The following is a 24,942-nucleotide window of genomic DNA, read 5'->3' on the forward strand; positions in this document are numbered from 1 at the left end:
TACACGAGTACAACCATCACAGGCCCCACACCGCCACCGGCAAACGCCCACCCATCAGCCGCTTAACCAACCTCCCTGGGCAGTACATCTAGCTCAGGAAGTCGAGCAGCGCTGCGTTGACCGGCTCCGGGCGCTCCAGCGGCAGCAGGTGGGCGGCGTCCGGCACGTCGGGCAGTCGTACCGCGCCGGGGACCTCGGCGGCGATCCGGTCGGCGAGCCGACTGATGTCCGGCACGTCGGCCGCGCCGGCGGTGACCAGGACGGGGATCTTCAGCTCACCGAGACGACCGATCGCCGGTGGCGACAGCTCTCCCACCTCGACCGCGCCGAGCGCCAGCTCCGCGGCGAGGGCACGCTGGTCCATCTCCTGCGCGAACGCGACCAGCTCCGGGTCGACGTCCTCCGGCTGGCGTCGCGGGCCGACCACCCAGAACCGGACCTCACCGGCCGCACCGGCGACGAAGTCGTCCGGGTCGACCTCGCCGACCAGGTCGTCCCAGAGGTCGTTCGCCTCGTCGGACCACTCGTTCCCGGAGACTGCCGTGTCGAACAGCGCGAGCGCGCTCACCCGGTCGGGGTGGGCCAGCGCGGTGTCGATGGCGACCGCCCCACCGAAAGAGCAGCCGACCAGGGCGGCCCGGGGCAGGTCGAGCGCGTCCAGCAGCCCGGCCACGTCGTCGTGGTGCGTGAACGGGGCCGGGGGGAGCTCGGAGTCTCCGTAGCCGCGCAGGTCCGGAACGATCACCCGGTGCCGGGCGGCGAGCGCGGGCACCTGCCCCCGCCACATCCGCCGGTCGGCGATTCCGGCGTGCAGCAGGACGACGGGCGAACCGGTGCCGGCCTCGTCGTACGCGATGCTTGCTCCATTGACTGTGATCTTGTCCACGGACGGACCGTACGGATCGGTTGAGCGGCGCGCAAACGCGATCCTGAGACGTTGCTAACTATGGTTAGCGTTTTGCTTGCAACAGCTAGCGCGGGCGGTTAGCGTCGCTGCCATGGCCACACCCAAGGACCTTCCCGACGTCGGCGGGTTCATCCGCGATCTTCGGCGCAACGCCAAGATCTCGCTACGGCAGCTCGCCGAGCAGGCGGGGGTCAGCAACCCGTACCTCAGCCAGATCGAGCGCGGCCTGCGCAAGCCCAGCGCCGAGGTGCTCCAGCAACTGGCGAGCGCGCTACGGGTGTCCACGCCGGCGATGTACCTGCGCGCCGGTCTGCTCGACGACAAGGAAGGTCACGGGGTGCTCGCCGCCATCGCCGTGGACGCCGACCTGACGATGGCGCAGAAGCAGTCGCTCAGTCAGATCTACGAGACGTTCCGCCGGGAGAACACCCGGCTGGCCGAGGCCCAGGCCGAAGCCGAGACGGCGCAGGCTGACCAGCCCGCCGGCCAGCCCACCGACCAGCCCGCCAGCCAGGCTGCGGACCTGGCCAATGTGGCCGCCACCGGCCCCACCACCGTCGGCGGCACCCCGACCGAGGCCGTGCTCGAGTCGGTCGCCGTCACCGAGGCGGGCACCGCCCCCGCCCCGGGCAGCACCAGCATCCCCCAGAAGAAGAAGGCCGCCGAGGCGGCCGAAGAGGAGACGTCATGAGCGAGCCGAAGACCAACCGCATCCCCGCCCCGATCTACGCCGCAGCCGGCGCCGGTGAGCTGGCCATCGAGCAGTTGCGCAAGCTGCCGGCCGTGGTCGGCGTCCTCAGCACCCGGGTCGTCGCCGACCTGGGCGGCCGGGCCGTGCTGACCGGCTTCGAGCTGAAGCAGAAGGCCACCGAGACGCTGCGCACCGCCAACGAGACCGCCGACCTGGCGAAGCTGCGCGAGGCCGCCGACATCGACAAGCTGCGCGCCGCCGCGACCCGCAACGCCGCCCTGGTGGTCGCGGGCGCCCAGGTCGCCCAGGAGCGTGCGTTCGCGGCGTACGGCGCGCTGGTCGCCCGGGGCGAGCGGGTCGTCGGTGCCGGCGTGCTGGAGGCCGCCGAGACGGTCAACGCCGACATCGAGGCCACCGAGGCCGTGACGCCGGCCGCCACCCCCACGGCTGCCGCCACCCCCACCGCTGCGGCCTCCACCGACGCGCCGACCCCGGCCGACGTGGCGGAGATCGCCGAGGCCAAGCCGGCCGCCGTCAAGAAGGCCGCCCGCGCGCCGAAGGCCGCCAAGCCGGTCGAGGCCCCGTCGGCGAAGCTTCCCCGGGCCACCAAGCGGACCCGTCCGGCAGCCGAGTAGTTCACCGTGGCCGCGACCCCGGTGGCGTCCTTGTCGGACGTAGCCGGGGTCGTGGACATAAACTGGCCGGCATGGCCAACGCCGCGCCGATCTTCGCCTTCGCCGTCCGTGAAGTGATCCAGCTGATCCTGCTCGTCTTCGCGCTGATCGTTCAGGGCGTCGCCCTGGTGCACGCGATCACGCAGCGCTCCGACGCCTTCCCCGCCATCGGGACGCTGCCCAAGGGCGGCTGGATCGCCATCCTGGCGGTCTGCCTCGTGCTCACCCTGCTCGGCTTCGGTCCGATCAGCCTGTTCGGGCTGGTCGGCATCGCCGCCGGTCTGATCTACCTGCTCGATGTCCGAATCGGCCTCCGCGAACTCGGTGACGGCAAAGGGTTCTGGTGAGAGGTTTTCGCTGGCCGCCCCCACCCGACAGCGGGCCCCGCACCTGGGGTCCCGGGCCGGGTGGGCCGCGGACCGGCCGGCCGGCGCTGCCGGAGCCGGAGACCGAGCTGATCACCACCCCGCACGGCGTACGGCTGGAACGGCTGGTCACCGGCACCGGTGATCCGGTCACCGTGTTCGCACACGGGTTGGGCAACGGCATCGCCACCACCCGACCGTTCGGCAGTGGGGTGAACGGTCGCAAGGTGTTCTTCCAGTTCCGTGGGCACGGCCGTTCCGAAGCCCCGGACGGGCCGTGGGACTATCTGGACCTGGCCCGGGATCTGCGGGCAATCGCCGACCTTGGCGGCGCCAGCCGGGCGTTCGGCGCGAGTCTCGGCGCGGGTGCCCTCTGCCGACTCCTCGTGGAGAGCCCGGAGCGCTTCGACAAGCTGGTCTTCTTCCTGCCGGCGGTCCTCGACGAGCCACGCGGGCCGGCCGCCCGGGAGCGCATCACCGACCTGCTGGAGGCGGTGGAGAGCGGCGACGCGTCGGCGGTCGCCGACATCGTCACGCTGGAGTTGCCCCCGGCGGTGCGTAACACCCCGGCCGGCTGGGCCTACCTGCGACAACGGCTCGACCAACTGCTCCGCGACGGTCTCGCCGACGGTCTGGCCACGCTCACCGACCAGACACCGCTGCGCCAGATCGGTGACCTGACGGCGGTCACCGCACCGGCGCTGGTGATCGGTTGCGCGGGCGACGACCTGCACCCGGTCGAGGTCGCCGAGCGGCTCGCCGTGGCGCTTCCCCAGGCCACCCTGCACGTGTACGACCGGCCCGGCGTGCTCTGGTCGGAACGCGCCGATCTGCGGGACCGCATCTCCGGCTTCCTGAACGAGTAACCTGCCCTGTCATGGGCGTCACACAGCACGGCCGGACGCACCGGCTGGACCTTGCCGACCCGACCCTGCGCGAATGGACGTGCACGGTCCTGCACTCCGATGCCGAGCAGGGCATCGTGTTGGACCGTTCGGCGTTCTACCCGGGTGGTGGTGGCCAACCACCCGACCACGGTGTGTTGCTCTGGCAGGGCGTGCAGACCCGGATCGTCGGCACCCGCAAGGGCGACGACCCCTACCTGATTCCCGCCGAAGGTGATCCGCTGCCGCCGGTCGGCACCGAGGTCGTCGGCGCGGTGGAGGACGAGCGCCGCACCCGGCTGATGCGTACCCACTCCGGGCTGCACGTGCTCTGTGGTGTGGTGTTCCGCGACTTCGGCGCGCTCGTGACCGGCAACTCGATGGAACCGGGCGAGGCCCGGATGGACTTCAACCTCCCCGAGGTGCCCCCGGACTTCAAGAGTCGCATCGAGGAGCTGGTCAACGCCGAGGTGGCCGCCGACCGCTCGGTCGCCACCCGGGTGCTGCCGCGCACCGAGGCGCTGGCCCTGCCGGACATCATCCGTACCCAGTCCAACCTCATCCCGCCGGATGAGCAGGAGGTCCGGATCGTCGACATCGTCGGGCTGGACGTGCAGGCCGACGGCGGCACCCACGTCGCCTCCACCGCCCAGATCGGCAAGGTCCAGGTCGTGAAGGTGGAGAGCAAGGGCCGGGCCAACCGCCGGGTCCGGGTCCGACTGGTCGACTAGATCGAGTACCGAATTCGGACGTCGGTTGTCAGGTATCCCTGACAACGTCGCAGGCATGACACAACCGCTAACCGGAAAGATCGCGCTCGTCGCCGGTGCCACCCGTGGCGCCGGGCGGCAGATCGCCGTTCAGCTCGGCGCGGCCGGGGCCACTGTTTACGCCACCGGTCGCAGCTCCCGGGCCGGCCGCTCCGAGATGGATCGACCGGAGACCATCGAGGAGACCGCCGAGCTGATCACCGCGGCCGGCGGCACCGGCATCGCCGTCCAGGTCGACCACCTGGTGCCCGATCAGGTCCGCGACCTGGTCGCCCGGATCGACGCCGAGCACGGCCAACTCGACGTGCTGGTGAACGACATCTGGGGCGGCGACCCACTGGTCACCTGGGACAAGCCGGTCTGGGAGCAACCGCTCGACGCCGGCTTCCGTACCCTGCGACTGGCCGTCGACACGCACATCATCACCAGCCACTTCGCCCTGCCGCTGCTGATCCGCAAGCCCGGTGGCCTGGTGGTGGAGATGGGCGACGGCACCAAGGCGTACAACGACGAGAACTACCGGCTGTCGGTCTTCTACGACCTGGCGAAGGTCTCGGTCAACCGGCTCGCCTTCAGTCAGGCGCACGAACTGAAGCCGCACGGCTGCACGGCCGTGGCACTGACCCCCGGCTGGATCCGTTCCGAGGCGATGCTGGAGCACTTCGGCGTGACCGAGGAGAACTGGCGCGACGGGGCCGCCACCGACCCGAACTTCCTCATCTCGGAGACCCCGGCCTTCGTCGGCCGGGCGGTGGCCGCGCTCGCCGCCGACGAGGAGAAGGCCCGCTGGAACGGCAGGTCCGTCGACGCCGGCAGCCTGTCCAAGGTGTACGGCTTCACCGACCTCGACGGCAGCCAACCCGAGGGTTTCCGCTACATCACCGAGGTGGTCGACGCGGGCAAGCCGGCGGACGTGACCGGCTACCGGTAGAGCGCGGCGAGCCGCTCGGCGCTCTCGGCGAACAACCGCCGCAGCTCAGGTGGGTCGATGACCTCGACCTCGGGACCGAGGCCCAGCAGTTGGTGGTACGCCACCGGGACCGACTCGACGGGCAGCCGCGTTACGACCCACCCCTGCCCGTCGGGCTCGTCGGCGGCGGCGACCAGTTCGTCGTACACGTTGGGGGCATCGACCAGGTGCCGGAGCTGGCGCAGGCCGGCGGGGCTCAGCCGGACGGCGACCTCGGCCCGCAGCATGGTCCGCAGGAACGACCCGGCCTGCTCGCGCCAGTGCCCGGCCAGGTCGAAGCCCTCGTCGCGGTCGAAGTGTTCGTCGCCCACCTCGACCCCGGTGACCCGGTCCACCCGGTAGGTGCGCACATCGTCGCCGACGCGGCCGACCAGATACCAGACCCCGCTCTTGAGCACCAGGCCGTACGGCTGGACCTGGCGGGTCACCTCCTGGTCGCCGCGTCGGTAGCGCAGCTCCACCACAGTGTCGCCCCAGACCGCCCGGGCCAGCTCGGGCAGCCAGGGCGGTGGCGTGCTCTGCCGGAACCAGCCCGGTACGTCCAGGTGGAACCGCTGCCCGGCCCGGGCCGGCGCGTCGCGCAGTGCGGGTGGCAGCGCGGCGAGCACCTTCAGCTCGGCAGACGCGACGGCGTCGGCGAGCCCCATCTCGCCGGCCGGTCCGGGCAGCCCGGCGAGGAAGAGCGCCTCCGCCTCGTCCCGGGTCAGCCCGGTCAGCCGGGTGCGGTACCCGCCGAGCAGGCGGTAGCCGCCGGCCCGCCCTCGGTCGGCGTAGACCGGCACGCCCGCCGCGGAGAGCGCCAGAACGTCCCGATAGACGGTCCGCTCGGAGACCTCCAACTCCCGTGCCAGCTCGCCCGCTGTCATTGACCCGCGCGACTGCAACAGCAACAGCAACGAGATCAGTCGGGACGCGCGCATCCGCCCATCCTGCCCGGTGCCGCTCACCGCCCGCCGGGCGTCAGCAACCCCCGGTCGTACGCGGTGGCCACCGCGGCAGCCCGGTCGTTGACCCCGAGCTTGGCGTACAGGTGCAGCAGGTGCGTCTTGACGGTGGCCTCGCTGATGAACAGGCGGTTCGCCGCCTCCCGGTTGGAGGCGCCCCGGGCCACCAGGGTGAGCACCTCAAGCTCCCGTTGACTGAGCGGTTCCTCGGCGGGAGCGCGCAGCCGACCCATCAGCCGGCCGGCGACGCTCGGCGCCAGCACCGACTCGCCCCGGGCCGCCGCCCGGACCGCCCGAACGAGATCCTCCCGAGGTGTGTCCTTGAGCAGGTAACCGGTCGCACCTGCCTCGATCGCCGGCAGCACGTCCGCGTCCGTGTCGTAGGTGGTGAGCACCAGCACCCGGGCGGTGCTGCCGGTGCGAGCCAGCCTGCCGATGGCTGTCACCCCGTCCATTCCGGGCATCCGTAGATCCATCAGCACCACGTCCGGCTGCAGCGACGCGACCAGGGCCAACGCCTCCGAGCCGTCCGCCGCCTCGCCCACCACCTGGAAATCGGGGTCACCGGTGAACATCCCCCGCAGGCCGTCCCGCACCACCGGGTGATCGTCGACGATCAGCAGCCGAATCGGGGCGGTCAACCGGCACCTCCGGGTAGCGCGGGAACGGACGCCGAGATGGCGGTGCCGCTGCCCGGCTCGGATTCGACTGCCAACTCGCCACCGACCCTTGTCACCCGTTGCCGCATGGCGGTCAACCCGTACCCGCCGCCCGGCTCACGGGGCGCCGGCTGGTCGGCGACGTCGAAACCCGCTCCGTCGTCACGGACGTCGAGCGTGACCACGTCCGCCATGTACGACAGGGTCAGCCCGACCCGCGACGCGGCGGCGTGCCGGGCCACGTTTGACAGCGCCTCCTGGGCGGCCCGCAGCAGGGTCACCTCCACCTCCGGGTGCAGCGGGCGGGGCGTGCCGGTGGTGGCCACGTCGGCCCGTACCCCGTTCAGGGCCGACCAACGACCGCCCAGCTCGACGAGGGCGTCCGGTAGCCGGGCCGTCTCCAACGGTTCCGGGCGGACCGCCTGCACCGAGCGGCGGGCCTCGGTGAGGCTCTCCCGAGCCAGGGCGAGCGCGTTGTCGACGTGCCGGCGCCAGTCGGCCGACCGGTCGCGGCTCTGCTCGGCCGCCTCCAGTTGAGTGATGATGCCGGTCAATCCCTGCGCCAGGGTGTCGTGGATCTCCCGCGCCATTCGTTGCCGTTCGTCCAGCACGCCGGCCTCCCGGGCCTGGGTGAGCAGTTGGGCGTGCAGCCCGGCGTTCTCATTCACCGTCTCGGTGAGCTGGCGGTTGGTCTCACCGAGTTCCGCCACCAACCGCTTGCGCCTGGCGTCCTCCTGTTCGGCGATCACCGCGAACCAGCTCGCCGAGCCGGCCACCACCAGGTTGAACAGCACCAGCAACAGCCAGAGCGGCAGGTGCGACGCCACGACCGACAGACCACCGCCCTGCGACGTGGCGACCAGGGTGGCCGTGGTGACCACGCCCGCGACGCGCCAGCGCCCGGGCAGCACCGGAAAGGCGTGGATGTAGCCGATCCAGGCGAAGAAGCCGTACCACGGACTGGCGGCCACCAGGGCGGCGGCGAACGTGAGCAGCCCGGCGTAGTAGACCGCCATCGGTCTGCGCCGGCTCTGCCAGCCGGGGTGCAGGGTGACGAACCAGGCGACCCAGCCTCCGGCCGCCACGGCGACGGCGAGGGTGGGCAGCGCCCCGGGCTGGTCAGGTGCCGGTGCCACGAGGGCCAGCAGGGTGCCCAGAGTCAGCCCGCCGAAGGGGAAGACGCGGTAGAGGATTGCCTCGTGCTCTCGCCATCTGGTCAGACGGTCGTGCCCACCGCTGCTGGTCATCGCATCTCCGCTCACTCCCAGCGGAACAGTTTCGCCGCGCCGGCGCCGGCCGCCACGGCGATCACCGCCATTATTCCCAGGTGCAGCGGCTGTGGCGCAGTGCCGGTCCAGGCGTCGAGGAGTGCCTGGACCCCGGGCGGCGTGTAGTCGCCGATCCGCGCCACGACGTCGGGGAGCAGGAACCGGGGGAGGTAGACCCCGCCGAAGAACATGGTGAGCAGGAACAGTGGGACGGCCAGGGCCTGTGCCGCCTTCGTGGTTTTGGCCACGGCGGCGACCAGCAGGCCGAGCGCCAGCAGCGCCGCCGTGCCGAGGACGAACGCCAGGGTGAAGCCGAACGGGTGCCGGGGGAGTGGCACCTCGAACGCCAACCGGCCGACGACGATGAGCAGCAACGCGCTGGCCAGGATCGCGGCCAGGGCCACCACCAGTTGGGCGGCGAGCAGAGCGCCCGGGTGCGCCGGAGTGGTCGCCAGCCGACGCAGCACGCCGCGTTCCCGGTAGGTGGCCAACGCCATGGGCATCGTGTTCACCCCCACCATGGCCAGGGTGACCACCAACAGCGACGGGGCGAAGTAATTGACGAAGTTCTGCCCGTCGAAGTTCGGATCCGGCTCCCGGAGCGAGGGAATCAACCCGAGCACCACCAGGATCAGTGTGGGCAGCCCGACTATGGTGAGCAGCGTCGGTAGGTCCCGCAGGTAGAGCCGCGCCTCGACCTTCAGGATCTGGCGGAAGGCGTGCATTGTGCTTCCTCTCAGTTGGCGGGCCGGTGCCCGGTCAGCTCGACGAAGGCGTCGTCGAGGGTGGACTGCTCCAGCCGCAGGTCTGCCGCGACGATCTGGTGACGGGCGAGCACCGACGTGACGGCGTGCAGCAGCTCGCCGGTTCCGGTCACCACCACCTGGCTGCCGGTTCGCTGCACGGCGGACACCTCGGGCAGGTCGGTGAGGAGCCGGTCGTCGACCGGAGCTGAGGGCCGGAACCGGATCCGCTGCTCCGGAGCCACCGTCGACACCAGGCCCGCCGGGGTGTCCAGGGCGACCACCCGACCCCGGTCGATCACCGCGACCCGGTCGCAGAGCCGCTCGGCCTCCTCCATGAAGTGGGTGACCAGCACGATCGTCACCCCGCTGTCGCGGACCTGTTCGATGAGGCCCCAGGTGTCCCGGCGGGCCTGCGGGTCCAGCCCGGTGGTCAGCTCGTCGAGGATGGCGATCTCCGGGTTGCCGACCAGGGCCAGCGCGATGGAGAGCCGCTGCTTCTGGCCGCCGGAGAGCTTCTTGTACGCGGTGTTCCGCTTGTCGCCGAGGCCCAGCTTGTCGATCAGCTCGGCCGGGTCGGCCGGGTTGCGGTAGAACGAGGCGTACAGCTCCAGCGCCTCGGCCACCCGCAACCGGTCCGGCAGTTGGCTTTCCTGGAGTTGCACCCCGACCCGCTGGCGTAGCTGGGCCGCGTCCCGGCGGGGGTCGAGCCCGAGGACAGACACCCCGCCCCCGTCGGGGACACGCAGCCCGGCCACACACTCCACGGTGGTGGTCTTGCCGGCGCCGTTCGGGCCGAGAACGCCGAAGATCTCCCCGGCCTCCACGGCGAGCGACACGTCGTCCACCGCCACCAGGTCGCCGTACCGCTTCTTCAGGTGGGTCACCTCGATGACCGGCATCGTGTCGCCTTTCGCCGCCGCTGACTTCGTACCCCTCAAGGGTGGTCGGGGTGGCCCGCCGGCGAATCGACCGGTCAGCGACGAACCTCGGCGTCCCCGGTGGACCGCTGCCGTCCGTCAACCGGTTGATGTGCACGCGGCCGCTCGCTGCTAGCGCTCCGCCCGGCGGATCCGATCACCGCTGGTTAGGCTGCTCGATCGTGGATGCCAGCAGAATCGCCAGCCCGGTGACCGGGGTCGTCGGACGCTTCCTCGCCGGGGCGGGGCTGCTCCTGCGTGGGTTGGGCCTCTACGTCCGCAGCCCGGGGCTGATGCTGCTCGGCATCGTGCCGGCGTTGATCTCCGGCGTGCTCTTCCTGGCCGCGTTCGCCACACTGGTGTACTTCGTGGACGATCTCGCCGCGCTGGTCACCCCGTTCGCCGACGACTGGTCGAGCACCGGACGCAGCCTGGTTCGGGTGATCGCCGGGTTGGCCTTCCTGGGGGTCGGCGGCCTGCTTGGTGTGCTCACGTTCACCGCCGTCACCCTGGTCATCGGCGACCCGTTCTACGAAAAGATTTCCGAGCAGGTCGAGCAGCGGTACGGGGGCACGCCGGGCGCTGTGGACGTGCCCTTCTGGTCGTCGCTGCGCCGTAGCCTCGCCGACTCGGTACGCCTGCTGGCGCTCACGGCGTTGGTCGGCATCCCGCTCTTCGTCGCCGGCTTCATCCCGGTGGTCGGCCAGACCGTCGTCCCGGTCATCGGGGCGGCCGTGGGCGGGTGGTTCCTCGCCGTGGAGTTGGTAGGTGCACCGTTCTACCGACGGGGGATGCGGCTGCCGCAGCGCCGGACGATCCTCAAGGCCGACCGACCCACCGCGCTCGGCTTCGGAGTGGCCGTCTTCCTGTGCTTCCTGATCCCGCTCGGCGCGGTGTTGATCATGCCGGCGGCGGTCGCGGGCGCCACCCTGCTGGCCCGCCGATCGCTCGGTCAATCCATCGAGAAGGACTGACATGGAGATCACCCTGGTCGAGGGCGACATCACCGCCCAGCGGGTCGACGCCATAGTGAACGCCGCGAACTCGTCCCTGCTCGGCGGCGGTGGTGTCGACGGGGCCATCCACCGGCGCGGCGGGCCGGCGATCCTGGCCGAGTGCCGGGCGCTGCGGGCGTCCCACTACGGCGGAGGGCTGCCCACCGGCCAGGCGGTGGCGACGACGGCCGGGGAGCTGCCGGCCCGCTGGGTGATCCACACCGTCGGACCGGTCTGGTCCGGCACTGAGGACCGCTCGGCGCTGTTGCGCGACTGCTACGCCAACAGCCTGCGGGTGGCCGACGGACTGGGCGCGGCCGTTGTGGCCTTCCCGCTGATCTCCGCCGGCATCTACGGCTGGCCGGTCGACGACGCGGTCCGCCAGGCCCTGACGGTGCTGCGCCCGGCCACGCCCGCCACCGTCACCGAGGCCCGCCTGGTGCTGTTCGGGGCGGACACCTACGCCACCGCCCGTCAGGTGTTCGCGGCCGGCTGACCGTCCCGATGTCAGCCCCGCATTCCTCCTGTGCCTCGGTCAAGTGTTGAAAAGTAGGTTCCAGGGGGCACGCAAACCTACTTTTCAACACTTGATCACCGCAGGTCCGTCGTGATGCGGGGCGGTGCGGCTACGACCCGAAGATCGGGTCGGGTCGATGGCCACTGATGAACACGTCCGCTCAAGGTTGAGTGTCGATCAGGTCAGGTCGGTCAGGCAGGACCACTCGGCTGCCACCGGGCGGTAGCCAAGCCGGGTGTTGATCGCGAGCATCGGCCCGTTCGCCTCGTCGTTCGAGGTGTACGCGACGCGCACGCCGTTCGCGGCGGCCCGGTGCAGCGCTGCCGTCTTGGCGAGCCGGGCGAGGCCCCGCCCCCGGTACGCCGGGAGACTGCCGGTGAAGTCCGACCACATCCGGTCCCCGTCCCGCTTCACCAGGCTGAAGGCGGCCACCTCCCCGTCGACTTCGACAGCGGTGCTGGACTCCTTGTCCAGGCCCAGGTTGTCCCAGACGTCGTACTGCCAGCTCTCGTAGCTGATCGAGTCGACCGGTACGTCGCCAGGCTCGTCCAGCGCTGCCGCAACGTCCGCCGCGTAGAGGCGTTGCGGGTCCAGTTCCGCGATCTGGCGCAGTCGAACGCCCGGAGGCAGCTCCGGCAGCCCGGGTGCCGGGTTCAGTTCGAGCGCCGAGAAGCGCAGCTCACGACTGGGCTCGTAGCCGTGCCGGCGGGCGAACGGCAGCGCCTCCGGTTGAGCGAAGGCGCGGAGCCGGCGGACCCCCAGCGGGGCAAGGTGACCTGTCGCGGTCGTCAGCAGCGCGGTGCCGATGCCGCGCCGCCGGTGCTCCGGGTGCACGTGCAGGAGGGAGATGTCACCGAAGTCCGCCGTCGAGGTCGACGCGTTGCGTTGCGCCGTCACCCAACCGACGACCTGGGCATCGACCTCGGCCACGAAGGCGACCCAGTCCCGGCCCGGTACCGGATCGGCGATCATCTTCCGGGTCGACTCGACGCCGCGCACCTGGTACGGGAAGACGATCGCCCGCAGCGCCACCACGCCCGGAGCATCGTCCGGCTGCGCAACACGAATGCGCACGTCAGGCCCCCATCCGTACGGCCGCGAGGACGGCCTCGACCTCGACGAGTTGGTGGGAGCAGCTGAGCAGTGCGACAGGATCCGGCATGTCGGCGAGGCTAACCAAGATCGTCTGCCCGGACGACGCATTAACCGCGTGCTCCCGCACCGGCCACCGACCAGCAGGTCAGGCGGAGGCGCGGCGGATCAGCTCGGTGGGCAGCATGATCGCCTGCTCGATGGTCTCCCCGGCGGCCAGCCGGAGCAGTTGGCGGGTCATCCGGCGGCCGAGCTCCACGATCGGCTGCCGGACGGTGGTCAGCGGCGGCTCGGTGTAGGCAGCTGTCTCGATGTCGTCGAAGCCGACCACCGCCACGTCGTCGGGCACCCGCCGACCTGCCTCGCGCAGCGTCCGCAGGGCGGCGTGCGCCATCAGGTCGGAGGCGGCGAAGACGCCGTCCAGGTCGGGGTGCTCGGTGAGCAGGTGCCGCATCGCCGCCGACCCGGATTCCCTGGTGAAGTCACCGATAGCGACCATCTCGGGCAGCCCCGCGTCGGCGACAGTGCTGCGGTAGCCGCTGAGCCGTTCGATCCCGGCGACCATGTCCTGTGGCCCGGCGATGGTCGCGATCCGTCGACGACCGCTGTCGATCATGTGCCGGACGGCCGCGGTCACCCCGGCCACGTGGTCGACGTCGACGTACGGGACGGGCACGTCGCCGAGCGGCCGACCGCTGACCACCACCGGGATGCCGAGTCGGGCCAGCGTGCCGGGCAGCGGGTCGGCACCGTGCAGCGACGCGAAGAGCACGCCGTCGACGTGCCGGCCGGTGGTGTACCGCTCGACCCGGTGGTGCCCGGCCGGCGAGCCGGCGAGCATCAGCACCAGTTGCTTGTCAGCCGCCTCCAACTCCTGGCTGACGCCCCGGATGATGCCGGGGAAGACCTGGTCGTCGGAGAAAACCCGGGTGGCCGCCTCCGGCATGACCAGGGCGATCGAGTCGGTGCGCTGGGTGACCAGGCTGCGGGCCGCCAGGTTGGGGACGTACCCCAACTCGGCGACCGCCCGGGTGACCGCCTCGCGGATCGGCTCGGCGACGGTGGTGGAGCCGTTGACCACCCGGGAAACGGTGGCGCGGGACACTCCGGCCCGCGCTGCCACCGCTTCGAGCGTCGGCCGCTGCGCCGTCGTCATCGCGCTTTCCCCCCCGCTCGTCACAGCCCGTTCCGGGAGATCACCTCCTGGTACCACCGGGCGCTGGCCTTCGGTGTGCGCCGCTGGGTCAGGTAGTCGACGTGCACGATCCCGAACCGCTTGCGGTAACCCTCCGCCCACTCGAAGTTGTCCAGGAATGACCATACGAGATAACCGCGCAGGTCCACGCCCCGGGAGATCGCCTCGTGCGCCGCGCGGAGGTGCCCGTCGAGGTAGGCGATGCGATCGGCGTCGATCACCTGCGTCGGGCCGTCGGGCGAGTCGGCGCCGGGCTTGTCGGGGAACGCCGCACCGTTCTCGGTGATCAGCAGCGGCACACCGGGGTAGTCGGCGGCGATCCGCTCCAGCAGCCGGGTGAGCCCGGCCGGCTCGATCATCCAACCCATGTCGGTGAGCGGCCCGGCCGGTGGCAGGAAGTGCACAGCACCCTCGGTGCCCGGGTACGCGCCGTTGCCGCCGCCGTCGGGCCGACCGGCCACGTAGGTCGGGGCGTAGTAGTTGATGCCGAGCAGGTCGATCGGGGCGGCGATCACCTTCTCGTCGCCCTCGCGGATGAACGTCGGCTCGACGATCCGGGCCACGTGCTCGCGAACGTCGTCCGGGTAGCCGCCGGCCAGCAGCGGGTCGAGGAAGATCCGGTTGTGCAGGCCGTCGACCAGGCGGACCGCTGCGGCGTCGGCCGCGCTCTGCGGGTCTGCCGGGCGTACGTCGGCCGGGTTGACGGTGACGCCCACGCTGCGCGCGCCGGCCGCCCGCAACGCCCGCGCCGCCAGGCCGTGCCCCAACAGCAGATGGTGTACGGCGGTGAAGGCCGCCGCCGGATCCTGCTCCCCGGGAGCGTGCACGCCGTTGGCGTAACCGAGGTAGGCCGAGCACCACGGCTCGTTCAGCGTGGTCCACACGTCGATCCGGTCGCCGAGGCGGGCGTACACCGCAGTGGCGTAGGTGGCGAAGTGCTCGGCGGTGTCCCGGTTGGTCCAGCCACCCCGGTCGCCCAGGGCCTGCGGCAGGTCCCAGTGGTAGAGGGTGACGATCGGGTCGATTCCCCGGTCGAGCAGCGTGTCGGTGAGCCGGTCGTAGAAGTCCAGTCCACGGGGGTTGGCAGGGCCGGTGCCGTCGGGCTGGATCCGCGGCCACGCCACCGAGAACCGGTACGCCCGCAGGCCCAGCTCGGCCATCAGCGCCACGTCGTCCGCGTACCGGTGGTAGTGGTCGCAGGCGACGTCGCCGGTGTGACCCTGGTACACCTTGCCCGGCGTACGGCTGAAGGTGTCCCAGATGGACGGACCGCGACCGTCGTCGCGTGCCGCACCCTCGATCTGGTACGCGGCGGTGGCCGTCCCCCAGAGGAAGTGTTCGGGAAACCGGATCTCGTTGCCGGGCCGGTTGGTTGACTCGCTCCGCTCGTTCACGCCTTGACCGCACCTTCCATGATTCCGCCGATGATCTGCCGGCCGAACAACACGAAGACCAGTAGCAGGGGCAGCGTCGCGATGGCCGTTCCGGTGAACACCTGCGACATGTCCTGGTAATACCCGTCCGACAGTGCGCGTAGGGACAGTTGCACTGTTGGATTCGTCGGGTCGTTCAGTACAGCGTACGGCCAGAGGAAGTCGTTCCAGGTGGTCATGAAGGTGAGCAGACCGAGGACGGCGGCGGCGGGACGCAGGGCGGGCACCACGACATGCCACCAGATCCGGGCGGTGCCGCAGCCGTCCATGCGGGCGGCCTCGATCAGTTCGTCGCTGATGGCCTGGCCGGCGTACTGCCTCATCATGAACACCCCGAACCCGGTGACCAGCACCGGGACGATGACCGCGGGCAGCCGGTCGTTCCAGTGCAGCTTGCTCATGAGCAGGTAGAGCGGGATCACGCCGAGCTGCGTCGGCACCATCATGGTCGCGATGATCACCAGCAGCATGGCGTTACGGCCGCGGAACCTGAGCTTGGCGAAGGCGAACCCGGCCAGGCTGGAGAAGAACACCACGGAGACGGTCACAGTAGTGGCGACGACCGCCGAGTTGATCAGGCCGGTCATGAAGTACGCGTCGGTGTTGTCGAACAGGCGGGCGATGTTCGCGCCCAGGTTGCCGCCGGGGGTGACCGGGGGTGGCAGTTGGCCCATCGCGTCGTTGCTGCGGCTGGCGACGACGAACATCCACCAGATCGGAAAGACCGACAGGCCGGCGGCGACGACCAGGGCGAGGTAGGTGAGCGGGCTGGCCCGCCAGAGTCGGCTCATCGCGCCGCTCCCTTCTGCGATCGGTCCCCGCCACCGAGGCGGCGCAGGATGAGCACGTTGACCGCCGCGACGATCGCGATGAGCGCGAAGAGCAGCCAGGCCACTGCCGACCCGTACCCGAAGTTGTAGTGCGGGGCGAACGCGTTCTCGAACATGTACATGGTCAGCGTCTGCGACTCGCGCAGCGGCCCGCCGCGGATCGGGTTGGTGCCGGAGTTGAACATCCGGGGCTCGGTGAAGAGTTGCAGGCCGCCGATGGTGGCGATGATGGTGCAGAAGATGATCGTCGGCTTGAGCATCGGCACGGTGACCGACCAGAACTGCCGGGCCCGGCTGGCGCCGTCGATCGCCGCCGCCTCGTACAGGTCGCGGGGGATGGCCTGCATCGCGGCCAGCAGGATCAGCGCGTTGTAGCCGGTCCACCGCCAGTCGACCATGGCGGAGATGGCCACCCAGGACGCCAGCCGGTTGGACTTCCACTCGATCGCGTCCAGCCCGACCAGGTCGAGCAACCAGTTGATCATGCCGAACTCGCGGCCGAAGAGCACCCCGAAGACGATCGCCACCGCGGCCGTGGACGTGACGTTGGGGACGAGCACCGCCATCCGCCAACCGGTACGCGCCCGCAGGCCGCGGTTGAGCAGGTTGGCCAGCCAGAGCGCGGCAAGCAGTTGCGGGACGGTCGAGATCACGAAGATCCCCAGCGTGTTGACCAGCGCGTGCCAGAAGTCGGTGTCGGCCAGCAGCCGGGTGTAGTTCTCCGCCCCGACAAAGGGGTGGTCGACTCCGAGCAGGTCCCAGTCGTGCAGCGAGACCCAGAAGGTGTACGCCAGCGGGTACGCCCCGAAGACGCCGAAGATCAGGAAGAACGGGGCGATGTAGAGGTACGGCGAGAACCGGGTGTCGAGCCGGCTGAGCCGACCTGACGGGCGCTGGGGTGCCGGTGCGACCGGCGGGCGGGCGTCGAGCTGGACGGTCATGCCCGGAAACTCCTTTCCGCCGTGCGGGCGGGACTCCTGTCGTCGGAGCCCGCCCGCACGCTGGTTGGGCTACTTGGCGGCGGCCTTCTTCGCGTTGGTCACCGCGTCGGTCCAGCCCTGCGCGGGGCTGCGCTGACCCAGATCCACGGTCCGTACGGCGTTCTCCACCTCGGTCCGTACGGCCTGGTTCTTCGGGCCCATGTAGACCGGCTTCAGGCTCTTCGCGCCGGTGCCGAAGATGGCGCCAACCGGTGCCCCCGAGAAGTACGCGTTGGTCGCGCCGCTGATCGCCGGGTCGTCGAGCGCCTGCGGCGAGGACGGCAGCGGGCCCTTGGCCTTGAACGCCCCGATCTGCCCCTTGGCGCTGGTCAGGAACTTGGCCAGCTTGATCGCCTCGGCCTGGTGCTTGCTCTGCTTGGGTACCGCGAGGTGCGACCCACCCCAGTTGCCACCGTTGCCGGGCACCCGGGCGATGTCCCACTTGCCCTGGGCGCCAGTGCCGGCGTTGGCCTCGATGACGCCGGTCATCCAGGCGGGGCAGGCGATGGTGGCGAACTTCGACTGCTTGAAGGCGGAAACCCACTCTTCCGACCAGGAGCCGTACTTTCCGGAGAGGCCCGAGTCGATGATGTCCATTGTGGTGTCGTAGGCCTGTCGCACGGCCGGGTTGCTGTCGACGACCAGCTTCTCGCTGGTGTCGTAGTAGCTGTAGCCGCTGCTGTTGCCCGCGGTCTGCAGCAGGATGGTGTTGAAGGTGTTCGTCGCGCCGTCGAGGAACGACGCCCCGGTCTTGGCCGCGACGAACTTCTCACCGGTGGCGATGTAGTCCGGCCAGGTCGGCCACAGCTTGGAGACCTCGTCCCGCTCGGTGGGCAGGCCGGCCTTCTGGAAGAGGTCCTTGCGGTAGCACATGGCGATTCCGCCCACGTCGGTACCGAGGCCGATGAGCTGCTTGCCGTCGGCGGTCAGGCCGGCGTTCCACTTCCACTCCAGGAAGTTGCCCTTGAGCTCGGCGGCACCGTGATCCAGCAGGTTGACGAAGTTCGCCGGATTGGCCTTGTACTCGACAAGAAGACCCTCCTCGATGGCCACCACGTCGCCGGCGCCCCGGCCGGCGGCGAGCCACTGGGTGAGCTTCGGCGAGTACTCGTCGAGGTTGGTGCCGGTGCCGCGCTCGACGACCTTCACGCCGGGGTTCGCGGTCATGTACTCCTGGTAGAGCTGCTCGTAGCCGAACTGGCCGAAGACGTCGACGGTTAGGGTGATCGATCCGTCGCCGGGCTCGTCGCCGCCGCCGCAGCCAGCGGTGACGAGCAGGGCGGTGGCGGCGGCGAGGGCCACCGCGGCGAGGCGGCGGCGCGGGAAGACAGCCATGGTTTATCGACCTCTCTCAAGGCAGGCGGGTGGTGGCAGATGGCTAAGAGAGCGCTCTCACGACACTGTGGTGTGTCGCCAACCGACTGTCAAGAGAGCGCTCTCTCAGCGTTGTGGTCCCGTGATGAACGCTCACCGCCAGTGCGGCACCCGGCAGGCGAGGGCAACCCCCGACATCGACAAAGGGCGCCACCCCCAATGGGGTGACGCCCTCGTTCGTGGTGGGTCGCTCAGCCGGTGCGCAGACCGTCCAACAGCCCGCGGTCACCGACGACGTCCAGCGTCTCGAAGCTCACCCGCCCCCAGAGCGCCAGCAGCAGGTCGCTCGCGGTGCCGCTGACCTGGGCTCGGGCGTGGTGATCATCGTGGTCGAAGATGGTCGCGGTGTCGAGCAGCGCCACCCCCTCGCCGCGCAACCGCAGATACCACTCCTGGTCCGCATCGGTCGCGCGGAGCTGCACCACCCCGTGCCAGTCACCCGGCACCTGCCGCCGGCCCGCCGGCAGCCAGGTGTCCAGCACCTCACTCACCCCGTCGGCCGCTAGCTTCGCCTCCACCGGGTCGCCGGCGCCGATGGCGAGCTGGGCATCCCAGCGGTGCACAGCCGTCTCGTGCGCCGTCCGTCGCGGCCAGAAACCGGCCTTCTTCGGCTGCGGGGCCCAGTTCCACGCCGGTGCCTCGGGGTCAAGCCCGTCGAAGAGGGTCATCACCCGGTCGTAACCCTGCTGCCACAGCTGAAGCGCGTTCACGCCCGGGTCGGGCTCGGCCTTCTCCCACCGGGGCGGTTGGCTGGTCTGGCCGGAACCAGCGAACGACGACACCCAGTGGTAGAAGCCGGCCAGGTGCAGTGTGAGGTCGTTGACCGTCCAGCCCGGACAGGACAGCACCGGTGTCTCCGGCGGCGCCTCGGCCACCGCTGCCGCGAAAGCCGGACCCTCCGTCCGGAGCGCCCCGATCCAGAAATCCTTGCTGCCCTGCAGTCTGCTCATCGCCATCCTCCCGGGGGTGCCGGGCGACCAGTGGGTGCCACGGCTACTTGTCAGCCTAAGGTGAAGGGCGTGCCAGACGCCTCCGCCCAGCCGACAACCGACGCCGATCGTGCCATCCCCGGTCCACTCGCCGGCTACACCACCCTGCGAACGGGTGGACCGGCCGAGCGGATCGTGGCCGCCGGCAGCGCCGACGAGCTCGTCCACGCGGTACGCGCCGCGACGGAGCCGGTCCTGATCCTGGCCGGGGGCAGCAACGTGGTGATCGGCGACGCCGGCTTCCCCGGCACCGTCGTGCTGGTGCGCTCCCGTGGCATGCGGGTCATCGCCGAGGACGCCACCTCGGTCACCGTACGAGTCGACGCCGGCGAGCCGTGGGACGACTTCGTCGCCGCCACTGTCGCCAACGGCTGGGCCGGGCTGGAATGCCTGTCCGGCATCCCCGGCTCGACCGGTGCCACCCCGATCCAGAACGTCGGCGCGTACGGCCAGGAGGTCGCCGAGACGATCACCGGCGTCGAGGTGTACGACCGGGTCGAGGGCACCCGCCAGGTCATCCCCGCAGCCCAGTGCGGCTTCGCCTACCGGGGCAGCATCTTCAAGTACGTGGACCGCTGGGTGGTGCTCTCGGTCGACTTCCGACTCACCGGGTCCCCGCTCTCCGGGCCGGTGCGCTACGCCGAGCTGGCCCGAACCCTCGGTGTCGAGGTGGGCGAGCAGGTGCCGCTGGCCGACGCCCGCACGGTGGTGCTGCGGCTGCGGGCGGGCAAGGGAATGGTGCTCGACGCCAACGACCCGGACACTCGCTCGGTCGGCTCCTTCTTCACCAACCCGGTGCTCGACCGCGCGACGTACGAACAGCTCCTGGAACGCTCCACCGAGCTGGGCGACCCGCCAGCCTGGCCCGGGGCGGACGGCCTGGTCAAGGTGAGCGCCGCCTGGCTGATCGACAAGGCCGGCTTCACCAAGGGCCATCCTGGCGAGGGTGGAGTGGCCATCTCCAGCAAGCACACCCTGGCCTTGACGAACCGCAGCGGCACCGCCCACACCAGCGACCTGCTCACCCTGGCCCGCACCATCCGCGACCAGGTCCACGCCCGCTTCGGCGTGACCCTGCACCCCGAACCAGTCCTCATCAACTGCACCCTCTAACCCACCTCACCACCCCCGGCGTGCCACGGCCGTACCCCGGCCTCGCCTCACCTCGCCCCGCCTCACCTCACCCCGCGCGTCCCCGCCAGCCCGGTCCGCCCGGCCCCGGCCCCGGTCCGCCCGGTCCCAGCCCTGCCCACCCAGGCCCCGGCACCGCCCGGCGATCTTGCAGTTGCTGCTGGGACATAGTGGCTCTAAGGGAACGAATCGTCGACCGAAAGTGCAAGATCGGCGTGTGGCGTGTGGCGTGCGTGCCCTGTGCCGCGGCGACACCCCCACGCGCCCCGCCCCGCCCGCCCGACCGCCGACCGCTTGACCGCCTGACCGCGTCGATCATGGAGTTGTGGTGGGGGACATTTGCCTTCTAAATGGTAAAAGCACCCACCACAACTCCATGATCGCCGGGCGCCGGGCGCCGGGCGAGGCGAGGGGCGGGGCGGAGCGGGGCGAGGGGCGAGGGGCGAGGGGCGGTTAGGGGAGGGGCCAGGGGAGGGTTAGTTCGCCTCGGCGCCAGCGGGTGGGGTTGTCGAGGATGGGCCAGCCGGTTTCGCGGAGGCGGGTCACCGCGTGCAGCCAACGTTGGCGGGGGCCGAAGGTGGCGTACGGGGCGGCGGCCTGCCAGGCGTCGTCCAGGGCGCGGATCAGCGCGTGCACCGGCTCACCGGGAACGTTGCGGTGGATCAGCGCCTTGGGGAGCCGCTCGGCCAGCTCGGCAGGGCTGCCCAGCGTGGTGAGCTTCGCGGCCAGGGTCAGCGTCCGCGGGCCGTCGGCGTCGATCAGCAGCCAACTGGCGAGCCGTCCCAACTCGTCACACGTGCCCTCGACGAGCGCTCCGCCGGGGGCGAGCGCGGCGGTCATCGTCTGCCAGGCTTCGGCGACCTCGCTCTCGTCGTACTGTCGCAGCACGTTGAACGCGCGGACCAGCACCGGCCGGAGCCCGGCCAACTCGAACCCACCCCGGGCGAATGTCAGCCCGGGTGGGTCGGCGGCCGGCGCCGCGGCCGCCACCCGGGCCGCGTCGATCTCCAACCCGACCAGCCGTACGTCCGGGCGGATCCCGGCCGCGAGTCGAGCGCGCAATTCCACAGCGGTCACCGGGGTGGCGCCGTAGCCGAGGTCGACCACCAGGGGGTCGTCCGCCGTCAACAACCGGTCGGCGCAGGTGGCGACGATCCAGTTGTCGACCCGACGGAGCCGGTTCGGGTTCGTCGTGCCGCGCGTGACCACGCCGACCGGCCGGCGCCGCGCCGCAGGGCTCATGTCGACCTCAAGGCCAATCTCCGTTCGCGACTGCGGGGCGCGCAGACCCGGCTCACCGTTCGCGAACCGGGCTCACGCCTCGCGCAGCTCTGCTAGATCCGGTGCACCTTGTGCTGGGCGGCCTGTGCCCGAGGCCGGACCACCAGCCGGTCGATGTTGACGTGTTCGGGACGCGTGGCGCACCAGGCGATGCAGTCGGCGACGTCCTCGGCGACCAGCGGCCCCGGCACCCCGGCGTAGACGGCTGCGGCCCGTTCCGCGTCGCCCTCGAAGCGGACCAGCCCGAACTCGTCGGTCTTCACCATGCCCGGGTCGATCTCGATGACCCGTAGCGGCCGGCCGCACAGCTCCAGGCGGAGCGTGCCGGCGATGGCGGTCTGCGCGTGCTTCGCGGCGGTGTAGCCGCCCCCGCCCTCGTACACGGTCAGGCCGGCGGTGGAGGAGACCACCACGATGGTGCCGGAGCCGGAGGCTTCCAGCGCAGGCAGCAGCGCCTGGGTGACCCGCAGGGTGCCGAGGACGTTCACGTCGTACATCCACTGCCAGTCGGCGACCGAGCCGGACTCCACCGGGTCCAGCCCGCGCGCTCCGCCGGCGTTGTTGACCAGCAGGGTGACCGGCCCGGGTGCCTTCCCGGCAGCCTCGGCCAGCCGGGCCACCGACTCGTCCGAGGTGACGTCGCAGGTCACGGCGGTGGCCTGCCCGCCGGCGGCGGTGATGTCGGCGACCAGCTCGGTGAGCCGTTCGGCGCGGCGGGCGGCGGCGAGCACGTGGAAGCCCTCGGCGGCGAGCCGGCGGGCGGTGGCCGCGCCGATCCCGCTGGACGCTCCGGTGACGATGGCGACTGAGGTCATCCCGACATTGTCACAGCGGGCGTACGACCCGTTCCGACCGGGCGTGCGGCAGTCATGGGCGCGTGTTCGGTGATGAGGTCCGTCACGCCGAGGGGCCGCGCCGGGGAATTTCCGAAGCCCGATGGGGAAGATGACGTCCGGCGTACAGGTTGACCGAGAAGCGCCGGTCGTGCGAGACGGCATCAACCGTGAAGAAGGAGCGGATGTGGCGGAAATGCACACCGGTGTCGGGCGTCAGCGAGGTGCCCAACCGTGGCCCCGGCCTCGCCGCATCGCGACCCTGTCGGTACACACCTCCCCCCTGCATCAGCCCGGCACGGGTGATGCCGGGGGGATGAACGTCTACATCCTCGAAGTCGCCCGGCGTCTCGCCGAGGCCAACGTGGAGGTGGAGATCTTCACCCGGGCCACCTCCGGTGACCTCCCCCCGGTGGTCGAGATGGCGCCCGGCGTGCAGGTTCGACACATCACCTCCGGCCCCCTGGAGGGCCTCACGAAGGAGGAGCTGCCCGGCCAGCTCTGCGCCTTCACCGCCGGGGTGCTGCGTGCCGAGGCGTCCCGTCCGCCCGGCCACTACGACCTGATCCACTCCCACTACTGGCTCTCCGGCCAGGTCGGTTGGCTGGCCAAGGAGCGCTGGGGGGTGCCGCTGGTGCACACCGCGCACACCCTCGCGAAGGTCAAGAACGCCCAGCTCGCGGCCGGGGACCGGCCGGAGCCCAAGGCCCGGGTCATCGGCGAGGAACAGGTCGTCGCCGAGGCAGATCGGCTGGTCGCCAACACCCGGGTCGAGGCCAGCGACCTGCTCGACCGGTACGACGCCGACCCGACCCGGGTGTCCGTCGTGCAGCCGGGTGTCGACCTGGCCCGGTTCCGGCCCGCGCCGGGTGACAGGTCCGCGGCCGCCCGCCAGGGCCGTCGCCGGCTGGGGCTTCCAGTCGACGGGTACGTGGTTGCCTTCGTCGGTCGGATCCAGCCGCTCAAGGCCCCCGACGTGCTGATCCGCGCGATCGCCGCGCTGCGGGAGCGCGATCCGGCGCTGGCCGATCAGGTGACGGTCGTGATCTGCGGCGGACCCAGCGGCAGTGGGCTGGATCGGCCAACCGCCCTGATCGAGTTGGCCGCCAAGCTCGGCGTCAGCGACGGGGTGCGGTTCCTGCCGCCGCTCACCGGGGACGACCTTCCGGCCCTGTACCGGGCGGCGGACCTGGTCGCGGTGCCGTCGCACAACGAATCGTTCGGGCTGGTCGCCCTGGAGGCGCAGGCCTGCGGTACGCCCGTGCTGGCCGCCGCCGTCGGAGGACTGGTCACCGCCGTGCGGGACCAGGTCAGTGGCGTACTGATCGACGGTCACGACCCGGTCGACTGGGCCCGTGCGATGGGCAGCCTGCTGCCGAACCGGGCGCTCCGGTCGGTGCTGGCCCGAGGTGCCGAGCAGCACGCCCGGCACTTCTCCTGGGAGCGCACGGTCGCCGGTCTGCTCGGCGTCTACGGCGAGGCGATCGCCGGGCACCGCGCCCGGTTCGCCGCCGACCTGGCGGGTGACCCGGCGCTCTCCTGCTCCTGGTGACCCCCGGGGCCCGGTTGTCACCGGGTGCATGAGCCGGGTCGGTCGTAGAGTGGGTCCGGTGAGCCCGAAGAGCGATCTTGCGACCCTGATCGAGTCGGTCTGCGCCGAGCGGGACCTGGCCTGGGAGTCGACCGGCCCCGGCTCGTACGCGGTGACGCTGCCGGGCACCCACAAACTCAAGACGATCTGCAACCTGATCGTCGGCGAGCACGCGCTGCGGATCGAGGCGTTCGTGATGCGCCAGCCGGACGAGCGCCGCGAGGAGCTGTGGGCCTGGCTGTTGCAGCGCAACGCCCGGATGTACGGCGTCTCCTTCTCCACCGACGCGGTCGGCGACGTGTACCTGACCGGTCGGGTCAACCCGGCCGGCGTGGACGCCGACGAGTTGGACCGGCTGTTCGGCGCGGTCCTCACCTACGCCGACGAGTCGTTCGACACGATGCTGGAGATCGGCTTCGGCAGTTCGATCCGGCGTGAGTACGAGTGGCGGGTGAAGCGGGGCGAGTCGACAGCCAACCTCGCCGCCTTCGCCCACCTCTTCGAGCCCTCCGCCGCCGCCCCCGACCCAACCTGACCCCCCGTCCCCGTCCCCGCCCCCACCCCAGCACCCCACCCCGCCCGCGGCACCCCCTCGCCGATCATGGAGTTGTGGTGGGTGACAAAGTCCGCGCATCACACCAAACCAGGCACCACAACTCCATGATCGACCAGGTTCAGCCGCGATCTTGCACTTGCTGTCCCGGCGTAGCGGGCATTGCTCGCTTTTCCGCGACCGAAAACGCAAGATCGGCGCGGGCAAGGCGCTACGGCGAGTTGGCGGTGGTTCGGAGTGCTCCTGACGGGTATGCCGCTCCGCGCGGTGCGGCAAGGGACCCCCGCGCGCCGATGACGGAGTGCCAAGGAGCGGAGCGTCCCATGGCTCAGCGGAACAGCTCAGGTCGCGGC

The 24,942-nt window shown here is 71.0% G+C and carries 27 protein-coding genes; 11 read left to right on the forward strand and 16 right to left on the reverse strand.

The genetic code is table 11. From position 1 onward, the window contains the following. Positions 1-88: 88 nt before the first annotated feature. A complete protein-coding gene (locus ACLQ3F_RS12435) occupies positions 89-886 on the reverse strand; it encodes an alpha/beta fold hydrolase (RefSeq protein ID WP_425848744.1) in 798 nt (265 codons plus the stop codon). Between the two features lie 112 nt (positions 887-998). On the opposite strand from ACLQ3F_RS12435, the gene ACLQ3F_RS12440 reads away from it, so the two are divergent. The 6 genes from ACLQ3F_RS12440 to ACLQ3F_RS12465 all read left to right on the forward strand — a co-directional run bounded on the left by ACLQ3F_RS12440 (position 999) and on the right by ACLQ3F_RS12465 (position 5,222). After that, complete coding sequence (locus ACLQ3F_RS12440) at positions 999-1,598, forward strand: helix-turn-helix domain-containing protein (protein ID WP_425848747.1); 600 nt, start codon at positions 999-1,001, stop codon at positions 1,596-1,598. Next, the gene (locus tag ACLQ3F_RS12445) at positions 1,595-2,233 is read left to right on the forward strand and encodes a hypothetical protein (RefSeq protein ID WP_425848750.1); all 639 of its coding nucleotides are present in this window, start codon (positions 1,595-1,597) and stop codon (positions 2,231-2,233) included. The genes ACLQ3F_RS12440 and ACLQ3F_RS12445 overlap by 4 nt, the downstream gene beginning before the upstream one ends. A gap of 71 nt (positions 2,234-2,304) precedes the next feature. After that, the gene (locus ACLQ3F_RS12450; protein ID WP_334507220.1) at positions 2,305-2,619 is read left to right on the forward strand and encodes a DUF2516 family protein; all 315 of its coding nucleotides are present in this window, start codon (positions 2,305-2,307) and stop codon (positions 2,617-2,619) included. Then, positions 2,616-3,503, forward strand: coding sequence for an alpha/beta fold hydrolase (locus ACLQ3F_RS12455; RefSeq protein ID WP_355005802.1), 888 nt, complete (start codon positions 2,616-2,618; stop codon positions 3,501-3,503). The genes ACLQ3F_RS12450 and ACLQ3F_RS12455 overlap by 4 nt, the downstream gene beginning before the upstream one ends. An 11-nt stretch (positions 3,504-3,514) precedes the next feature. After that, entirely contained in the window at positions 3,515-4,252 is a 738-nt protein-coding gene (locus ACLQ3F_RS12460; RefSeq protein ID WP_124858939.1) for an alanyl-tRNA editing protein, read from the forward strand. A gap of 55 nt (positions 4,253-4,307) precedes the next feature. Beyond that, the gene (locus tag ACLQ3F_RS12465; RefSeq protein ID WP_425848753.1) at positions 4,308-5,222 is read left to right on the forward strand and encodes an SDR family oxidoreductase; all 915 of its coding nucleotides are present in this window, start codon (positions 4,308-4,310) and stop codon (positions 5,220-5,222) included. Here the strand turns inward: ACLQ3F_RS12465 and ACLQ3F_RS12470 are convergent. From ACLQ3F_RS12470 to ACLQ3F_RS12490, 5 genes are read right to left on the reverse strand one after another with little or no spacing between them, the layout of a single operon-like run. Continuing rightward, complete coding sequence (locus ACLQ3F_RS12470; RefSeq protein ID WP_425848754.1) at positions 5,213-6,181, reverse strand: helix-turn-helix transcriptional regulator; 969 nt, start codon at positions 6,179-6,181, stop codon at positions 5,213-5,215. The two genes, ACLQ3F_RS12465 and ACLQ3F_RS12470, sit on opposite strands and share 10 nt — an antisense overlap. Positions 6,182-6,204: 23 nt before the next feature. Next, on the reverse strand, positions 6,205-6,846 hold the full coding sequence (locus tag ACLQ3F_RS12475; RefSeq protein ID WP_425848756.1) for a response regulator: 642 nt from the start codon (positions 6,844-6,846) through the stop codon (positions 6,205-6,207). Then, positions 6,843-8,111 carry a sensor histidine kinase gene (locus tag ACLQ3F_RS12480; protein ID WP_425848758.1) on the reverse strand — a complete coding sequence of 423 codons (1,269 nt, stop codon included), beginning with the start codon at positions 8,109-8,111 and terminating at the stop codon, positions 6,843-6,845. Before ACLQ3F_RS12480 ends, ACLQ3F_RS12475 begins: the two co-directional genes overlap by 4 nt. 11 nt (positions 8,112-8,122) lie before the next feature. Next, entirely contained in the window at positions 8,123-8,857 is a 735-nt protein-coding gene (locus ACLQ3F_RS12485) for an ABC transporter permease (protein ID WP_425848760.1), read from the reverse strand. Between the two features lie 11 nt (positions 8,858-8,868). Beyond that, a complete protein-coding gene (locus tag ACLQ3F_RS12490; protein ID WP_357202041.1) occupies positions 8,869-9,777 on the reverse strand; it encodes an ABC transporter ATP-binding protein in 909 nt (302 codons plus the stop codon). A 200-nt stretch (positions 9,778-9,977) separates the two neighbouring features. On the opposite strand from ACLQ3F_RS12490, the gene ACLQ3F_RS12495 reads away from it, so the two are divergent. Then, positions 9,978-10,769: an EI24 domain-containing protein gene (locus tag ACLQ3F_RS12495; RefSeq protein WP_425848764.1), complete on the forward strand. Its 792-nt coding sequence runs from the start codon at positions 9,978-9,980 to the stop codon at positions 10,767-10,769. A 1-nt stretch (position 10,770) separates the two neighbouring features. Further along, positions 10,771-11,286: an O-acetyl-ADP-ribose deacetylase gene (locus ACLQ3F_RS12500; protein ID WP_425848766.1), complete on the forward strand. Its 516-nt coding sequence runs from the start codon at positions 10,771-10,773 to the stop codon at positions 11,284-11,286. Between the two features lie 198 nt (positions 11,287-11,484). On the opposite strand, the gene ACLQ3F_RS12505 is transcribed toward ACLQ3F_RS12500, so the two are convergent. From ACLQ3F_RS12505 to ACLQ3F_RS12535, 7 genes are all read right to left on the reverse strand, one after another. Next, positions 11,485-12,381: a GNAT family N-acetyltransferase gene (locus ACLQ3F_RS12505; RefSeq protein ID WP_425848768.1), complete on the reverse strand. Its 897-nt coding sequence runs from the start codon at positions 12,379-12,381 to the stop codon at positions 11,485-11,487. Between the two features lie 166 nt (positions 12,382-12,547). Beyond that, positions 12,548-13,555: a LacI family DNA-binding transcriptional regulator gene (locus ACLQ3F_RS12510; protein ID WP_357202054.1), complete on the reverse strand. Its 1,008-nt coding sequence runs from the start codon at positions 13,553-13,555 to the stop codon at positions 12,548-12,550. A gap of 20 nt (positions 13,556-13,575) precedes the next feature. Further along, positions 13,576-14,988: a GH1 family beta-glucosidase gene (locus tag ACLQ3F_RS12515; RefSeq protein WP_425848770.1), complete on the reverse strand. Its 1,413-nt coding sequence runs from the start codon at positions 14,986-14,988 to the stop codon at positions 13,576-13,578. Further along, a complete protein-coding gene (locus ACLQ3F_RS12520; RefSeq protein ID WP_357202059.1) occupies positions 14,985-15,818 on the reverse strand; it encodes a carbohydrate ABC transporter permease in 834 nt (277 codons plus the stop codon). The genes ACLQ3F_RS12515 and ACLQ3F_RS12520 overlap by 4 nt, the downstream gene beginning before the upstream one ends. Continuing rightward, positions 15,815-16,798 (reverse strand): carbohydrate ABC transporter permease, encoded by a 984-nt coding sequence (locus ACLQ3F_RS12525; protein ID WP_425848773.1) that lies wholly within the window; start codon positions 16,796-16,798, stop codon positions 15,815-15,817. Before ACLQ3F_RS12525 ends, ACLQ3F_RS12520 begins: the two co-directional genes overlap by 4 nt. A gap of 69 nt (positions 16,799-16,867) precedes the next feature. Further along, a complete protein-coding gene (locus tag ACLQ3F_RS12530) occupies positions 16,868-18,172 on the reverse strand; it encodes an ABC transporter substrate-binding protein (protein ID WP_425848775.1) in 1,305 nt (434 codons plus the stop codon). A 230-nt stretch (positions 18,173-18,402) separates the two neighbouring features. Beyond that, complete coding sequence (locus tag ACLQ3F_RS12535; protein ID WP_357197678.1) at positions 18,403-19,161, reverse strand: maleylpyruvate isomerase family mycothiol-dependent enzyme; 759 nt, start codon at positions 19,159-19,161, stop codon at positions 18,403-18,405. A gap of 114 nt (positions 19,162-19,275) precedes the next feature. Here ACLQ3F_RS12535 and ACLQ3F_RS12540 point away from each other — a divergent pair, with 114 nt between their 5' ends. Next, positions 19,276-20,313 (forward strand): UDP-N-acetylmuramate dehydrogenase, encoded by a 1,038-nt coding sequence (locus tag ACLQ3F_RS12540; protein WP_425849281.1) that lies wholly within the window; start codon positions 19,276-19,278, stop codon positions 20,311-20,313. A gap of 471 nt (positions 20,314-20,784) precedes the next feature. Here ACLQ3F_RS12540 and ACLQ3F_RS12545 read toward each other — a convergent pair whose 3' ends face one another. From ACLQ3F_RS12545 to ACLQ3F_RS12555, 3 genes are all read right to left on the reverse strand, one after another. After that, positions 20,785-21,573 (reverse strand): class I SAM-dependent methyltransferase, encoded by a 789-nt coding sequence (locus ACLQ3F_RS12545; RefSeq protein WP_425848778.1) that lies wholly within the window; start codon positions 21,571-21,573, stop codon positions 20,785-20,787. A 92-nt stretch (positions 21,574-21,665) separates the two neighbouring features. Next, positions 21,666-22,427 (reverse strand): SDR family oxidoreductase, encoded by a 762-nt coding sequence (locus ACLQ3F_RS12550; RefSeq protein ID WP_425848779.1) that lies wholly within the window; start codon positions 22,425-22,427, stop codon positions 21,666-21,668. An 82-nt stretch (positions 22,428-22,509) separates the two neighbouring features. Beyond that, on the reverse strand, positions 22,510-22,677 hold the full coding sequence (locus ACLQ3F_RS12555; protein WP_355006098.1) for a hypothetical protein: 168 nt from the start codon (positions 22,675-22,677) through the stop codon (positions 22,510-22,512). Here ACLQ3F_RS12555 and mshA point away from each other — a divergent pair. Further along, on the forward strand, positions 22,633-23,997 hold the full coding sequence (mshA, locus tag ACLQ3F_RS12560; protein WP_357197669.1) for a D-inositol-3-phosphate glycosyltransferase: 1,365 nt from the start codon (positions 22,633-22,635) through the stop codon (positions 23,995-23,997). The two genes, ACLQ3F_RS12555 and mshA, sit on opposite strands and share 45 nt — an antisense overlap. Positions 23,998-24,055: 58 nt before the next feature. Continuing rightward, positions 24,056-24,571, forward strand: coding sequence for a YbjN domain-containing protein (locus ACLQ3F_RS12565; RefSeq protein WP_357197666.1), 516 nt, complete (start codon positions 24,056-24,058; stop codon positions 24,569-24,571). Positions 24,572-24,942: the final 371 nt, after the last annotated feature.

Source organism: Micromonospora sp. DT15 (assembly GCF_049841475.1).
GTDB lineage: Bacteria > Actinomycetota > Actinomycetes > Mycobacteriales > Micromonosporaceae > Micromonospora.

What these genes read in the sequence shown, in the direction of transcription:
- ACLQ3F_RS12440 (WP_425848747.1), top strand. Translation starts at nt 999, where the DNA reads ATGGCCACACCCAAGGACCTTCCCGACGTCGGCGGGTTCATCCGCGAT.
- ACLQ3F_RS12445 (WP_425848750.1), top strand. Translation starts at nt 1,595, where the DNA reads ATGAGCGAGCCGAAGACCAACCGCATCCCCGCCCCGATCTACGCCGCA.
- ACLQ3F_RS12450 (WP_334507220.1), top strand. Translation starts at nt 2,305, where the DNA reads ATGGCCAACGCCGCGCCGATCTTCGCCTTCGCCGTCCGTGAAGTGATC.
- ACLQ3F_RS12460 (WP_124858939.1), top strand. Translation starts at nt 3,515, where the DNA reads ATGGGCGTCACACAGCACGGCCGGACGCACCGGCTGGACCTTGCCGAC.
- ACLQ3F_RS12465 (WP_425848753.1), top strand. Translation starts at nt 4,308, where the DNA reads ATGACACAACCGCTAACCGGAAAGATCGCGCTCGTCGCCGGTGCCACC.
- ACLQ3F_RS12470 (WP_425848754.1), bottom strand. Translation starts at nt 6,181, where the DNA reads ATGCGCGCGTCCCGACTGATCTCGTTGCTGTTGCTGTTGCAGTCGCGC.
- ACLQ3F_RS12480 (WP_425848758.1), bottom strand. Translation starts at nt 8,111, where the DNA reads ATGACCAGCAGCGGTGGGCACGACCGTCTGACCAGATGGCGAGAGCAC.
- ACLQ3F_RS12485 (WP_425848760.1), bottom strand. Translation starts at nt 8,857, where the DNA reads ATGCACGCCTTCCGCCAGATCCTGAAGGTCGAGGCGCGGCTCTACCTG.
- ACLQ3F_RS12490 (WP_357202041.1), bottom strand. Translation starts at nt 9,777, where the DNA reads ATGCCGGTCATCGAGGTGACCCACCTGAAGAAGCGGTACGGCGACCTG.
- ACLQ3F_RS12500 (WP_425848766.1), top strand. Translation starts at nt 10,771, where the DNA reads ATGGAGATCACCCTGGTCGAGGGCGACATCACCGCCCAGCGGGTCGAC.
- ACLQ3F_RS12510 (WP_357202054.1), bottom strand. Translation starts at nt 13,555, where the DNA reads ATGACGACGGCGCAGCGGCCGACGCTCGAAGCGGTGGCAGCGCGGGCC.
- ACLQ3F_RS12520 (WP_357202059.1), bottom strand. Translation starts at nt 15,818, where the DNA reads ATGAGCCGACTCTGGCGGGCCAGCCCGCTCACCTACCTCGCCCTGGTC.
- ACLQ3F_RS12525 (WP_425848773.1), bottom strand. Translation starts at nt 16,798, where the DNA reads ATGACCGTCCAGCTCGACGCCCGCCCGCCGGTCGCACCGGCACCCCAG.
- ACLQ3F_RS12530 (WP_425848775.1), bottom strand. Translation starts at nt 18,172, where the DNA reads ATGGCTGTCTTCCCGCGCCGCCGCCTCGCCGCGGTGGCCCTCGCCGCC.
- ACLQ3F_RS12535 (WP_357197678.1), bottom strand. Translation starts at nt 19,161, where the DNA reads ATGAGCAGACTGCAGGGCAGCAAGGATTTCTGGATCGGGGCGCTCCGG.
- ACLQ3F_RS12545 (WP_425848778.1), bottom strand. Translation starts at nt 21,573, where the DNA reads ATGAGCCCTGCGGCGCGGCGCCGGCCGGTCGGCGTGGTCACGCGCGGC.
- ACLQ3F_RS12550 (WP_425848779.1), bottom strand. Translation starts at nt 22,427, where the DNA reads ATGACCTCAGTCGCCATCGTCACCGGAGCGTCCAGCGGGATCGGCGCG.